Annotated in this window: 9 protein-coding genes; 5 read left to right on the top strand and 4 right to left on the bottom strand. The window is 52.2% G+C overall.

Translation table 11 applies throughout. The annotated features are described in order from the left end of the window. Positions 1 to 59: 59 nt before the first annotated feature. The gene (locus tag BLX24_RS19010; RefSeq protein ID WP_071504776.1) at positions 60 to 3,668 is read right to left on the bottom strand and encodes a carboxypeptidase regulatory-like domain-containing protein; all 3,609 of its coding nucleotides are present in this window, start codon (positions 3,666 to 3,668) and stop codon (positions 60 to 62) included. Between the two features lie 172 nt (positions 3,669 to 3,840). On the opposite strand from BLX24_RS19010, the gene BLX24_RS19005 reads away from it, so the two are divergent. Together BLX24_RS19005 and BLX24_RS19000 are read left to right on the top strand one after the other, a co-directional pair. Then, entirely contained in the window at positions 3,841 to 5,088 is a 1,248-nt protein-coding gene (locus tag BLX24_RS19005) for a DUF2264 domain-containing protein (RefSeq protein WP_071504775.1), read from the top strand. Positions 5,089 to 5,169: 81 nt separating this feature from the next. Beyond that, entirely contained in the window at positions 5,170 to 6,051 is an 882-nt protein-coding gene (locus BLX24_RS19000; RefSeq protein WP_071504774.1) for a sugar phosphate isomerase/epimerase family protein, read from the top strand. Positions 6,052 to 6,103: 52 nt separating this feature from the next. Here the strand turns inward: BLX24_RS19000 and BLX24_RS18995 are convergent, their stop codons facing one another. Beyond that, positions 6,104 to 6,445 (bottom strand): XisI protein, encoded by a 342-nt coding sequence (locus BLX24_RS18995; protein WP_071504773.1) that lies wholly within the window; start codon positions 6,443 to 6,445, stop codon positions 6,104 to 6,106. A 168-nt stretch (positions 6,446 to 6,613) separates the two neighbouring features. Between BLX24_RS18995 and BLX24_RS18990 the strand changes: the two genes are divergently transcribed. Next, a complete protein-coding gene (locus tag BLX24_RS18990; RefSeq protein ID WP_071504772.1) occupies positions 6,614 to 8,125 on the top strand; it encodes a glycine--tRNA ligase in 1,512 nt (503 codons plus the stop codon). 220 nt (positions 8,126 to 8,345) lie between these two features. On the opposite strand, the gene BLX24_RS18985 is transcribed toward BLX24_RS18990, so the two are convergent. Next, positions 8,346 to 9,317, bottom strand: coding sequence for an Imm49 family immunity protein (locus BLX24_RS18985; RefSeq protein ID WP_083422063.1), 972 nt, complete (start codon positions 9,315 to 9,317; stop codon positions 8,346 to 8,348). Between the two features lie 710 nt (positions 9,318 to 10,027). Further along, positions 10,028 to 10,462 carry a DUF6705 family protein gene (locus tag BLX24_RS18975; RefSeq protein ID WP_071504769.1) on the bottom strand — a complete coding sequence of 145 codons (435 nt, stop codon included), beginning with the start codon at positions 10,460 to 10,462 and terminating at the stop codon, positions 10,028 to 10,030. 636 nt (positions 10,463 to 11,098) lie between these two features. Here BLX24_RS18975 and BLX24_RS18970 point away from each other — a divergent pair. Beyond that, positions 11,099 to 11,497: a sugar 3,4-ketoisomerase gene (locus tag BLX24_RS18970; protein ID WP_071504768.1), complete on the top strand. Its 399-nt coding sequence runs from the start codon at positions 11,099 to 11,101 to the stop codon at positions 11,495 to 11,497. A gap of 22 nt (positions 11,498 to 11,519) precedes the next feature. Beyond that, positions 11,520 to 13,853, top strand: coding sequence for a glycosyl hydrolase family 28 protein (locus tag BLX24_RS18965; protein WP_071504843.1), 2,334 nt, complete (start codon positions 11,520 to 11,522; stop codon positions 13,851 to 13,853).

Here is a 13,853-nt window from a genome sequence, read left to right as displayed (position 1 = left end):
AATATAGCGAACGGAGCGGGGTTGGGCAAGTGTAAGCAGCGTTGATTGATCAAATCCGCTTATTGCACCCGAATTAGTTGTTCGACACTAATCGGGCGGCCATAGGTCGTAATACCCTGCACGGATACCCGCAGATACCGGACTACATCCGAGATCGGGAAGTCTAGTTTTACCTGACCCTGGGCGTCGGTTTGCAAAACGGGTTTCCAGAAAATTATATCACGGCGGTCAACGGGTTTGGTGCCGTCGGGCATAGCCTCAAAGGCCGGTATATAAAACTCGCGGACGGTCGGAAAACCAATAACAGTCAGGTCCGTTGCCACGAGATCGGCGGAGGCGGGTTTGGTTTTTGCAGGGCCTTTTTTTGTGTAAAAAATAATGACGCCGTTAGCACCCCGCGCCCCGTAGGCGGCTACACCGGCGTTTTTAATGATGTCGATGCGCTCAATGCTGTTCGGATCGAGTGACAGCAGAATACTGCCTTCTTCATTTTCTGTCAGATAAACACCATCAAGGATATACAACGGCTGAACGCTTCCCGTGAGTGTGCCAATGCCGCGAATCACAACCGTATAGCCGCTGGCCGACTGAGACAACCGTGAGACCTGTACGCCCGGCACGCGTCCCATCATCATCTCATAGACGTTGGGATACTGCGAAAGTCGTTCATCAATGGTAATACTATAATCCGGTGTGCCTAACGAACTGGTCCGTTGCCTTTCCACGTCCCGTGGCTTTTCGGCCCTGACCGTGACCTCACCCAGCAGCTTCGCATTACGCTGCCGGTAAAATTGCGGTGTTGCTTCCTGCCGCGCCCGCGCCGCCCGCAGGGCTGAAGACAAAGCGGCCCAGTCGACCAGTGTACTATCATTGACAAAGTGCGTTTGCCGGTCGACAGGGACCGACGCAGCGGGCTTATCAAACAGAATGGTCGCTTTAATGGCCTGTAGCTTGTAATCAAATGCCTGTGCCATCAGTTTCAGGGTATCGGTAATCATGAGGCCGCCAAGCCGGAAATAGCCTTGATTATCAGCGCCGACCGACCGGCTGAAGGGCCGTCCCGATGCACGGGACGTAAACATAACTTCGGCATTCGGCACCGGTTTACCCTTTTTGTCAAGAACACGGCCGCTGATGACAATGCCTCCCAGTGTGTCAGCGGCTTCGGTGACAGCGGGTTGGGTCTGCTGCCAGTTTATGCGCCGCCAGCCGAAGGTCATCAGCGCCTGATCGAGCGTTACCCTGCCTGTGTGTGCGTTACTGCGTAAAAACGTAGTCAGGCCGGTCATCGGACGTTGTAGTTCACCGGTTAGCAGCAGGTGGGTGTATATATCGGCCGTGAGCGTATCAGGGGGGAGTTGGTCAGCATCTGCAATGGCGGTCGACAGGTTGGCATTCAGCGGAAAACCGCCGCCATCGGTAAGCGTCATCGTGAGCCGGGCCTGCTGCCGGGGTTGGTAGCGTGTCTGATCCATCTGCATGCTGACCTGCACAGGGGGCAAATGCTCCGGAATAAACACCAGCCGCTCAGCCCACGGCCGCGCATGGGCATCGAACAAGGTAATCTGGCACAGGCCCGGCGGCAGTTTAGCCACAAGCAAATCCAGATTGGCCTTACCCTCTTCCAGCTGGATTTTGTTTTGTTGCAGCAGCTGGCCCCGGCTTTGAATCGTCAGGTAAATGATTTGTCTGGCGTAGGCCGCCGAACCACGGATGTAAATCGCCAGACGGCTGCTGTCTGTCGTGACGTCGGCTTTCAGGGTCAGTCCTGCGGGGTCGGGTTGGCGGAGCGTAATCATCCCTGAGTCGCTTTCGGTTTGCCAGTGCGCCACATACGTCTGGCTGTCTGCGGGTGTCAGCGTAAGAAGACCCAGACCATGACTGCCTGTTTCAAACCGGACGGCATCACCTGCCGGCATTACCTGCACCCGTCCCCGCACGACAATGCCCCTGCCATGCCGGTCTACGGCGCGAATGGCCAACCGGCTCGTTAGCCCGGAAACCCACCGCCCGCCTTCCGGTAAAAACTGTATGTCAATTGCCCGGCGATCTGTCAATGGCAATGAGTTGCCTGCTGGCTTAACCGGATTAACGGAGGATGCCGGTGTTGCGGACGTTTGGGCTGCCGGAAAGAAGTTGTAAACCGATAATGTTCGCTGAAAGGCAGGCAATGAGTCAACCCGCTGGCCTTCGGTGTAGGCGTACAGGTGGTACAGACCCGTGCGCAGCGTATCCGGGAGGAAGAAATCCCCGCTGCCCCGTCCGTCGCGCAGGGCTACCCATTCGTGGCGGACGATTTGCCCGTCGGGGCCGAGCAGGGCAACATGGATGGATGGATCAAGGTCGGAGAACGTGTTCGGAATCAGCTGCAGGCTGGACGCATGCAGGTAAAAGGCACTGAACCAGAGCCGGTCGCCGGTGGCATAGAGGGCTTTGTCGGTATGCAGGAAAACGGCGGGCGTTTGCCGGGTATGCTGCTGCTCCCAGGCCCGGCTTAGGGAATCTAGGCGTTTGTCGGCTTTCAGGATGGTGCCTGCGCTGGGAATCTGCGCTGCCAGCGAGGCCCCTTTAACGGGCGGGTACCAGTCGGCGGGCAGCATGTTCGCCAGCCGGTCGTTGCCGAGATGACCGCGTATTTCCATGCCCTGGGCCTGCGTAATCGTACCGTCGACATTGACCTCGCAGGTTCCTTTCGGCAGCATCATGAGCGAATAGGCATAGGGCATGTCGCGGTATGGCGACGTTTTGGAAAAACGATGCGTATAAAAGATTTCGAGTGGTTTGGTCGTCGTCATAATCCGCTCAAAAGCCAATTCGCCCTGCCTGAACAGCGTATCCGTTTTAACGGGTTTCGACCGGAAGTGATTGTCGTTGAGTAAGATCTGTGACGAAGCTATTGATGGTACATTGATGCTGCTCTGGTATATCATAAAGCCTTCCCGTTCGGCCGTACCGGCAATCATACTGGCCATCAAATGGCGGGTCGACCCGTCGTAAGCCTGTTTGCGGTGCCGCTGCCAGCGTTCGGTCTGGTCGGGATTAGCGGCTTTCAGCTCTTCAAAACGGGCGGTGCCGGCATAAAACGTAGCCATCTGATACAGATCGAAATACGCCAGATCATAAAAAATCCGGTAACCAAGTGCCCTGTTCTCAATGATTAACGGTTCGGATGCTTTTGCCTTCAGGTGGCCTTCTTCTTCCGATAGCTGAACAACGCCGGAGTTGATGATCGCACACTGACTCTGAAATGGTGAATCGCCCAGGAGGGCTTCCCGGAACAGGCGGAACCGGCGCTCCCAGAATTTACTGCGTTTCGCCGATACGGTAACACCGGTCAGTTGGCTGGCATCGGCTTTGAGTTTGATCTGAACCGAATACGCCGGCCGGTCTTCGAGCCGCAGGTACTGACGGATCGTCGTGTAGCCGACAAACGAAGCGACAATTTCGATGGTGCCGATGGGTACATTCGCCAGCCGATAGTTCCCGTTCTCGTCGGTTGAGGTACCACGCGTGGTATTGTTGATAAAAACGTTGGCAAAAGGCAGCGGATTACCGGTCGCTTCATCAACGACTTTTCCCGTCAGCACGGTAGTTGGGGTACCGGATTGAGCCATGCTATCCGGTAAACAGAAAAAGAGAAGAAAGATAAAGGACAGCAGAGGCTTCATACCGATCGGCTTAGGTAAGGTAAATATATTGAAAAATAGAGTTTTAAAGGAAGATGTGTGGATTTTCCGTGATAGATGAAGCGATGGCGGGCATGGGATAGGCTAAACGTTCTCTAAAAGTAGAATGCCGGCACAAAAGCGCTTTATTAGGTAAAATTTGACAACGTTTTCGATGAACCGACGCTATTTTACCCGCCTCTTTTCGGCGCTTCCGCTTGCCGGATTTACCTCTGTACAGGGTTTTGCTGCTACAAATACCGCACCGGCTACCCTGGCCGAAACAGACCGCGCCTACTGGCTGCAAACGCTCCTGAAAGTGGCCGATCCGGTGCTGAATGCCTTAGCTAAAGGACAGCTGAAGGCAACCATGCCGGTCGAGTCGGCACCAGGGCAGGAAGAAGGCCGTCGGCGGGTGTCGCATCTGGAAGCACTTGGCCGGACGCTGGCCGGGCTGGCTCCGTGGCTCGATGCCCCGGCAACGGGAGCGGAGAAGGCGCAGCAGCAGAAATATGGTGACCTGGCGCGCAGAGCTATTGCCAGCGGCGTGAATCCACAGTCGCCGGATTTCCTGAATTTTACGCAGGGTGGTCAGCCGCTGGTGGATGCGGCTTTTCTGGCACACGGGCTGTTGCGGGCCCCTGATCAGCTCTGGAAGCAACTCGATAAAGATACCCAAACCCGCCTGATCACGGCCCTGAAAGCAAGCCGCGTGATTAAGCCGGGCTATAACAACTGGCTGCTGTTCAGCGCGATGGTTGAAGCGGCCCTCCTGAAATTTACGGGTGAGTGCGACGAAATGCGGATGGACTATGCTATCCGGCAACACCAGAATTGGTACAAAGGCGACGGCGCCTATGGTGATGGCCCTGACTTTCACTGGGATTATTACAACAGCTACGTGATTCAGCCGATGCTGCTGGATGTGGTACAAACGCTGGTCGATGCCCGGAAAGGCGACAAAAACCTCTTGGCTACCTTACGGGAACGTGCACAACGCTATGCCATGATTCAGGAGCGGATGATTGCGCCAGACGGGTCGTTTGCCGCCTATGGCCGGTCGCTGGCCTATCGCTGCGGCGCGTTCCAGCTCTTGGCCCAAATGGCTTACCAGAAGCAGTTACCCGCCGAATTAACCGCCGGGCAGGTAAAAGCAGCCTTGTCGGCCGTGATCCGCCGGACGATGGACGCGCCGGGCACGTTCGATGCCAAAGGCTGGCTACAGATCGGTTTGTGCGGGCATCAGCCGTCGATTGGCGAAGGCTATATCTCGACCGGAAGCCTGTATTTATGCACCGAAGCCTTCCTGCCGCTTGGCCTCGGTGCCGATGATCCGTTCTGGACGGCACCGGCCGAAGACTGGACGGCGAAAAAGATCTGGTCGGGGCAGGATGTCAAGGCCGATCATGCCATAAAGGGATAACGGGCGCAGTAATAAACCGGCTGGCGGGTCTTTGTTGGAGTACAACGTATTAACTCCTCCAACCCCTTATCCAGACTACGTATGTCGACCATTAACCGCAAAACGTTCCTGAAAGAACTTTCCCTGCTGGCGGGTGCCTCTGTGCTTACCGGTACAGGCTTTGCCCATGATCCTTCGTGGAAAAAATCAGCCATGAAACTAGGGTTTGTCACCTACCTGTGGGGAAAGGACTGGGACGTGCCGACGATCATCAAAAACTGTACAGACACCAATATCCTCGGCGTTGAGTTGCGGGTAGACCATGCTCATAAGGTGATGCCTGACCTGAGCACTGCCGCCCGGCAGGAGGTCAGGAAGCGGTTTGCCGACAGCCCGGTGCAACTGGTGGGCTTAGGCACCAATCAGCAGTATGATTTCATCGAACCGAACCGGGTGAAGGCGTCGATTGAGCGGACAAAAGAATTTATCCGGTTGAGTGCCGATGTGGGCGGAACGGGGGTAAAGGTGAAGCCAAACGCGCTGCACAAGGAAGTACCCGCCGAACAGACGCTCGAACAGATCGGAAAAGCGTTAAACGAACTGGCGATCTACGCAGCTGATTTCGGGCAGAAAATCCGGCTGGAAGTGCACGGCGAGGCCACGCAGGAACTACCGGCAACAAAGCAGATCATGGATGCCGCTCCGAACAAAAATGCCGTTATCTGCTGGAACTGCAACCCGCAGGACCTGAACGGACAGGGATTCGAGTATAATTTCAATCTGGTAAAAGACCGGTTCGGGGATACGTGTCACGTCCGTGAGCTCGACCGCACGGATTATCCCTACGCCGCCCTGCTCACCAATCTGGCGAAGATGAAGTACGACGGTTGGGTACTGCTGGAATGCCATACCAACCCTGCTGACAAAATTGCGTCCATGAAGGCCCAGCGCGAGGTATTCGACCGGATGGTGGCGAAGTTGTAACAAACTAGCCATTAACTCCCCGAGGGTTCAAAACCCTCGGGGAGTTGTCATCCTAAGCTACGGCATAACCTGCGTATTGCCGGGTAACGGGGTCATGGAACGCCGGTACTAAATCCATAGGAGCCACACCGGCATTTAATAACTGCCGGCCGATCTCCAGATCCGTCCCATCATGTCTGAGCCAGACTTTCCCGTCTTGCTTGACTTCAACATGGACTAGTGGGCCATACATTCGTAGCCCATCCTTTAGCCAGCCATCTGAAAGTAACAAATACTGACCATGCTGTTCGTCGAGCGCCGTCATGGTTTCTATATCTTTGTTTGCCGATGACCACGAGGCAATTTCTTCAATAATCCCGCGAACAATCTGCTTATACGTGGTTACTTTATCCATTTGACAATTTCAGCTATATCTGTTAATCAGCATACGATTCTCAGAAAAATAGATACCGAAAGTTAGGCAATTTCTGTCTTTATCAATGCAACGGTTATCTTTGCGGCTCAATTCGGGTTTCGGCCCGGTGAAATGTATTGACAATAACCAGCGGAAAGAAAGTCCCTCATGTCAGATAACAAAGAGACGCAGGCAGCAGCGACACCGGCAACCTCGTTGCAGGACATCATCGCGCACGCGAAAGAATACGGTTTTGTGTTCCCTTCTTCGGAAATTTATGATGGTTTACAGGCGGTTTACGACTATGGTCAGAACGGCGTTGAACTGAAAAATAACCTGAAAACGGCGTGGTGGAAAGCCATGACCCAGCTGCACGATGAGGTGGTGGGTATCGATGCGTCGATTTTCATGCACCCGCTGACGTGGAAAGCGTCGGGCCACGTTGACTCGTTCAACGACCCGATGATTGATAACAAGGACTCGAAAAAACGCTACCGCGCTGACCAGCTCCTGGAGGGCAAAGCCGAACAATACGAGAAAGCCGGTGACGAAGCCCGTGGCCAGGCATTACGCAATGAGCTGGGCCGCCTCCAGGGCGCCGAAGACATGGAAGGTCTCCGTGACCTGATCATTGCCGAAGGCATTGTCTGCCCGATCTCCGGTACATCAAACTGGACGGAAGTGCGTCAGTTTAACCTGATGTTCTCCACGCAGGTGGGTTCGGTGGCCGAAGATGCCAGCCTGATTTATCTGCGTCCGGAAACGGCGCAGGGTATTTTCGTGAACTTCCTGAACGTGCAGAAAACCGGCCGGATGAAAGTTCCGTTTGGGATTGCCCAGATCGGTAAGGCGTTCCGGAATGAGATCGTGGCCCGTCAGTTTACGTTCCGGATGCGGGAATTTGAGCAGATGGAAATGCAGTATTTCGTACGCCCCGGCACCGAAATGGAGTGGTACGAAAAATGGCGCGATACGCGTCTGGCGTTCCACAAGGCCATTGGTCTGCCGGCCGCAAAGCTGAAGTTCCACATCCACGAAAAGCTGGCGCACTATGCCAACGCGGCGGTGGATATTGAATATGAATTTCCGTTTGGTTTCCGCGAGATGGAAGGTATCCACTCCCGGACCGACTTTGACCTGAAGAGCCACCAGGAGCTGAGCAAGAAAAAGCAGCAGTATTTCGACAACGACATTAACCCGGAAACGGGTAAGCCCTACGGGAACTACATTCCGTATGTGGTGGAAACATCGGTAGGGGCCGACCGTCTGTTCCTGGCTACGTTCTGCAATGCGTTTACGAAAGAAACCGTTGGTGAAGGCGAAACTCAGAAAGAGCGGACATATCTGAAACTGCATCCGGCTCTGGCACCGATCAAGGCGGCGGTGTTCCCGCTGGTACGTAAGGATGGTTTGCCGGAAAAGGCCGAACAGATCGTGAAGTCGCTGCGGAGCGAGTTCCGCGTGATCATGGAAGAGCGCGACGCCATCGGAAAGCGGTACACGCGTCAGGATCTGATCGGAACCCCGTACTGTATTGCCGTGGATTACCAGACGCTGGAAGACGACACGGTTACGATCCGTCACCGCGACACAACCGAGCAGGAGCGCGTACACATCAGCGAGCTGAAGGCCAAAATCGGCCATGCCGTTTCGATGGAGCGGATTCTGGAGCTGCTGTAAGGCCGCTAACGCTCATCCGGATTTGCAAATCCGGATGCTGCTGACTGCGGATGTATACATCCGCGATTAAGTGCGTCGGGATTTAAAATTCCGACGAGCTGAAGCTGAACTTTTTCATATAAGCCCCGCCGCATCTGCGAAGCGGGGCTTTTGTATATTGATGGTTTGAGCTCATCCGGATTTATAAATCCCGACGAGCGGCAGTAACGGCTTATTTCACTTACTTTACTAGTAAATCGATACCGTTGAAATGACCTTCAATAAGCCATTGAGGAATATAATCAGACTCCAGAGAGCTCAGTGTTAATCCTCGTTCATAACCAAATGCACAAGCCGCCGTAATTGGCAACGAAAGGAATCCTTGCCCCCAAAGCGTACGATCTTCTTCCTCCTGATTTTCATCAATGCGGATACGGGTATAGTATGTTTTCCATTGATGGAGGGCTAACCTTACGGCATCCTCAAAGCCGGCCTGACTGGCTTGAAATATCTGATGGTAAATAGTAATTACCGGCAATGATATGGCTTCTACATACTCTTTTCGTGCTGTAAAAATTCGTTCCCATACCCATAGTTGATTAAACCCTTCAACCTTGATATACCGCTTATACGTTTCCCAGTCCAGTTGCTCCGAAATAGCATGGTAGGTAGCCTGTGCCTCGTTGGAATTGCCTTTACCCTTCGCCAGCATCTGATAAAAAGTCATTATAATCTCAAGGATCAGGTCATCCTGACTGCTTTGTTCCGTGAATGAAACAGGTATAGTTGCCAGATAGGCCAGCGCGTTTTCATCCCGCAGGATTAAGGCTGTTTCAATACCTTCTGTCACATCTGATGCACTAATACGGTGGTTTTCAAATTTACCGGTGGTTGATATGATACGGTTAACCAGGTTCAGAGTGACAGGATGGCTATCATTCATTGTATATTGGAACCATGCTAAACGGAGCTGGTTGAGGTAGAAGAGATAGTTGAACGTTAATTGCTCTCTACAATATAGCCATGCTCTTCCAATATTTTCAGATAGCCATCCAACAACAGATGCAACAGAATAATCAGGGAATTTGACTCTTAGTTCTTCCAGTTCGGACAGATCATTATAACGTTCTTGAAAAGAGACAAAAGTCTCTTCTTTCTTTTGAGGATTCTTCAACCACCTGCTTGGTACATGTACAATAAATTCAGTTTTCATATTTAATAAAAGCTTTAAAGAAGCCAACTGTACTGCTTTAAAATGATCCGCTCATCCGGATTTGCAAATCCGGATGTTGCTGACTGCGGATGTATACATCCGCGATTATGTACGTCGGGATTCGGAAATCCCGACGAGCAGGGCATCCGACGAAAACGCGTTTGATTTTTTGGAAATTGCGGTTAACTTTGATAACAGAAAACGCCCCGTCTTGCCGGACGGAGCGCTTTTAAGCACTAGCCTACTGATGTCGATGCCATTCCATCAACATCGAAAAGCCAGTCCGTATCGCGCCAAAGATCGTTTGGATCAGCGGCTGAGACGTTTTTAGCCAACTTAGTAGTTTCTGGACTAAGCTGTGCTGTTTAGCTCTCTTCATGCGGATACATGGTTGAGTGTTAAACAAAACCCTCCACCTCCGGGGAGGTTTCGGGCTGATCGGCTGCTGCTAACAGTTGATCAGCACTGCAAATTAATATTTATTCATATAAGCTCCGCCCGCATCCGCGAGCGGAGCTTTTGTATATTGGTGACTCACCTCGCTCATCCGGATTTGTAAATCCGGATGTTACTGACTGCGGATATATACCCCGCTCGTCGGGATTTTAAATCCCGACGAGCGGGGTATATATCTAACAACAAGATTAAGCCACTACCCATTTTTTATAAAGGGGGGGGCATGAAAAACTTCATGTCCCCCCCTTATGGTATTATTTTTTTGTAAAAATAATCTTATCCGGTAATGTTTTTGATTGCTTCTCGCCGATAATAAACTCCGTTGGATCTTTAATTGTGGCAACTAATGTATCATCATCGACCAAATCGAGGTATACATGCAAAACTATGTTCTGTTTTGGGTCTGGAATTATGTACTTTATTATTCCATATTCGTTATTTGCTTCTCCATAACTTCTTGGGTTTGATTTTTCATCTTTAAATGTTAATGGTCCTACCAAAACGTCAATTTCAGCATTTAAGGCTTCTATCTTTTTTTTAACTTTCTTCAGAGAAAGCTTAAAGGATTTATCTTGAGACTGCCAACTACCTTCATATTTTTTAAGGTCAATAATACTAGCAGATTTACTTTGTGAAAACGCCCATAAGGTATTTAAAAGTACCAAAATTAATGTGAAGGTTGATTTCATTTTTTTGTTTAATTATAATTTGAAGTTGTGTGACTTATTCCATTTGTATTAAAGGTAACCTTTTTCCCGTCATCTGCATTATTACTTGGACTCGTAAATAATGTTATTCCAGCGTCTTTAAAAGTATGTAAAAATGCAAGTACATGTGCGGTACTCTGCGGTATTTGCAATAATGCATATGCACTCATTGCATTATCCCGCTCATCCGGATTTGTAAATCCGGATGTTGCTGACTGCGGATGTATACATCCGCGATTAGGTGCGTCGGATTTTAAAATCCTGACGAGCGACAAGCGGCAACACTGACTTAACGCAGGAAAGTACAAATCACACCCAGGCACTATCCGCCTGAAACCCATCGGCGCGGCAGAGAAAATACCGGAAAGGCGTTCAGGAAACCAGTACCCCGCTCAGGCTTCTTTGCAATTGCAAACGTTATCGGGAACGTTTGCGTAAAAAAAGTAAAAGCTTTTCATTGCATAGTACAGTCTTCCTTTCCATCTTCCCTTAGCTGAATAAAACCCTTATCGGGAGCAACAGCCAACCTATATCAAAAAAGTCATATTCGTTTGACGAATGGTATGTTGCCGGGCTACCGCAAAGTGTAGTCCGGTGGCAGCCAGAGCCCCTAATCAAATGCCGCAGCTCTTTTACCTTGATACCGTTCAGTCTGAAAAGGGAAGCCTGACCGTTTTTGAAAACGTATTCAGTCAGGAAATCAAGCGGGTATTTTTCATCTATGATGCCGAAGGAAAACAGCGGGGCGGCCACCGGCATCACTTAGCACAAGTGGCCCTGGTTTGTCTGAGCGGTTCCTGCAAAGTCTATGTGCACGACGGCAAGCGGGAATATACCTACTGGCTGAACCATCCGCAGAAGTGCCTGTTGCTGGCTCCCGAAGACTGGCACGACATGAGCGACTTCTCCGGCGGCTCGGTGTTGCTGGTCGCATCGGACCGGTTATACGACGAAGCCGACTATATCTACGAACCCTATACCCGGAAGGCAGCGTGTCTGTTTGCGCCGGCATGCTAGTCTCATTTGCAACCTCATGATCATGAAATCCTTGTATCGTATTGCCCTGCTGCTGTTTATGGTGGCGTTTAAGCCGGCCGAAAACAAGCCGCGTATCTTTCTGATCGGCGACTCGACCTGTGCCAACAAACCGGCCAATGCCGCTCCCGAAACCGGTTGGGGCATGGCCCTGCCCGACTACCTGCTGGAGGGCGTAGAGGTGCAGAACCATGCCGTCAATGGCCGCAGTACCAAAAGCTTCCGGACCGAGGGCCGCTGGCAAAAGGTACTGGAACAACTGCGCCCCGGCGATTTTGTCCTGATTCAGTTCGGGCATAATGACCAGAAAATTGAGGATACCACGCGCTATGCCGCTCCGCAGACCGATTACCGCAAAAACCTGATTCGCTATGCCGAAGAGGCTAAGGCGAAAGGGGCAACCCCCGTACTACTGACACCGGTCATGCGCCGGAAATTCGATGCCAATGGTCAGTTCGTGGATCAGCACGGCGAGTACCCGGGCGTGGTGCGGGCCATCGCGAAAGAATACAAACTGCCCCTGATCGACCTGCACGCCACGAGCCGTGAGGTGATTGTCGGCCATGGCGTGGAAGGCTCAAAGGAACTGTTTATGCACCTGCCGCCGAAGATGTACCCGCGCTTTCCGGACGGCAAAGTCGATGATACGCATTTTTCGGGCTATGGGGCGGCGGTAATGGCCGGTCTGGTGGCTGAGGGTTTCCGGTCAATTGCTCCGCTGGCGGGACTGCTGAAACCATCGGCCTTTCCGGGCAAATATGCCTATGAACTGCCGAAAACCGTTGAACCGGCCTTTCGTAAGGATACGTTTAACATTACCCGTTTCGGCGCCAAAGCCGACGGGCTGACTGTCAACTCGAAAGCGATCAATCAGGCCATTGACGCCTGTACGAAAGCGGGCGGTGGTACGGTGCTGATTCCAAAAGGGTTCTGGCTGACCGGCCCGATTGTATTACAGTCGAATGTGAACCTGCACCTCGAAAAAGGAGCGTTGCTGCAATTCAGCGAAAATTATGATGAGTATCCGCTCGTCAAAACGTCGTGGGAAGGGCAGGAGGCAATCCGGTGTCAGTCGCCGGTGAGTGCCGAGAATGCGCACCACATCGCCATCACCGGTGCCGGCATTATCGACGGGGCTGGTCAGGTGTGGCGGGCCGTGAAGAAAGAAAAAATGACTGCCAACCAGTGGAAAAAGCTGGTCGCGTCGGGCGGGGTGCTGGATGAATCGCAGAACATGTGGTATCCGACCGAGGCCTCTCTGAAAGGATCAAAAATTCCGCGTGCCGGTCAGGTGGCGGCGGGCTATACCATCGAAAGTTCGAAGGAATTCAAAAACTTCCTGCGCCCCAACATGGTGCGGCTGACCAACTGCTCATACATTTTGCTGGAAGGCGTCACGTTTCAGAACTCACCGGCCTGGAACCTGCACCCGATGCTGTGTAACCATATTACGCTCCGCAACGTGTCGGTACGCAACCCGTGGTATGCCCAGAACGGCGACGGCGTCGATCTGGAATCGTGCCGCAACGGATTGGTCGAAAACTGTACGTTCGATGTCGGCGACGATGGCATCTGCATCAAGTCGGGCCGCGACGAAGAAGGCCGCAAACGGGGTGTACCGACCGAAAATTTCATTGTCCGCAACTGTACGGTCTACCACGCACACGGCGGATTTGTGATTGGTTCTGAAATGTCGGGCGGGGTGAAAAATCTGTATGTGTCGAACTGCAATTTCCTCGGCACCGATGTGGGCCTGCGTTTTAAAACGGCGCGGGGGCGTGGCGGGGTTGTCGAGCAAATCTACGTAACCGACATCAACATGACCGATATTCCGGGCGAGGCCATCTTGTTTGATATGTATTACATGGCCAAAGACCCTGTTCCGCAGCCCGGCGAGAGCAACGAACTGCCAACGATGGAGGCGCAGCCGCTGAACGAGGGGACGCCGCAGTTCCGCGATTTCCATATCCGGAATGTTGTTTGCCAGGGGGCCGAGACCGGTATTCTGATCCGTGGTCTGCCCGAAATGTCGATCAAAAACATTGACATTGAAAATGCGGTGCTGGAAGCCAACAAAGGCCTGGTCTGCATCGAGGCCGAAAACATCAGCTTGAAAAACATCACGCTGATGACCAAAGAAAAAACGGTCATGAAGGTGCAGAACAGCAAAAACATTACCCTCGATCAGATCAGCTATAAACCCGGCGCCGATTTAGTACTCAAAGTGATGGGTGATCGCTCGAAGGCAATCCGCCTGTTGAACACCGATGCCTCAAAGGCTAAGAAAGAAGTAGAATTCGGCAGCAACGCACTATCTACAGTTGTAACAAAGAAATAA

The organism is Arsenicibacter rosenii (assembly GCF_001870735.1).
Classification (GTDB): domain Bacteria; phylum Bacteroidota; class Bacteroidia; order Cytophagales; family Spirosomataceae; genus Arsenicibacter; species Arsenicibacter rosenii.
The sequence above is the reverse complement of the archived record's forward strand: the minus strand, read 5'-3'. Positions and strand labels throughout refer to the sequence as shown.

What these genes read in the sequence shown, in the direction of transcription:
- BLX24_RS18990 (WP_071504772.1), top strand. Translation starts at nt 6,614, where the DNA reads ATGTCAGATAACAAAGAGACGCAGGCAGCAGCGACACCGGCAACCTCG.
- BLX24_RS19010 (WP_071504776.1), bottom strand. Translation starts at nt 3,668, where the DNA reads ATGAAGCCTCTGCTGTCCTTTATCTTTCTTCTCTTTTTCTGTTTACCG.
- BLX24_RS18985 (WP_083422063.1), bottom strand. Translation starts at nt 9,317, where the DNA reads ATGAAAACTGAATTTATTGTACATGTACCAAGCAGGTGGTTGAAGAAT.
- BLX24_RS18995 (WP_071504773.1), bottom strand. Translation starts at nt 6,445, where the DNA reads ATGGATAAAGTAACCACGTATAAGCAGATTGTTCGCGGGATTATTGAA.
- BLX24_RS19005 (WP_071504775.1), top strand. Translation starts at nt 3,841, where the DNA reads ATGAACCGACGCTATTTTACCCGCCTCTTTTCGGCGCTTCCGCTTGCC.
- BLX24_RS18965 (WP_071504843.1), top strand. Translation starts at nt 11,520, where the DNA reads ATGAAATCCTTGTATCGTATTGCCCTGCTGCTGTTTATGGTGGCGTTT.
- BLX24_RS18970 (WP_071504768.1), top strand. Translation starts at nt 11,099, where the DNA reads ATGCCGCAGCTCTTTTACCTTGATACCGTTCAGTCTGAAAAGGGAAGC.
- BLX24_RS19000 (WP_071504774.1), top strand. Translation starts at nt 5,170, where the DNA reads ATGTCGACCATTAACCGCAAAACGTTCCTGAAAGAACTTTCCCTGCTG.
- BLX24_RS18975 (WP_071504769.1), bottom strand. Translation starts at nt 10,462, where the DNA reads ATGAAATCAACCTTCACATTAATTTTGGTACTTTTAAATACCTTATGG.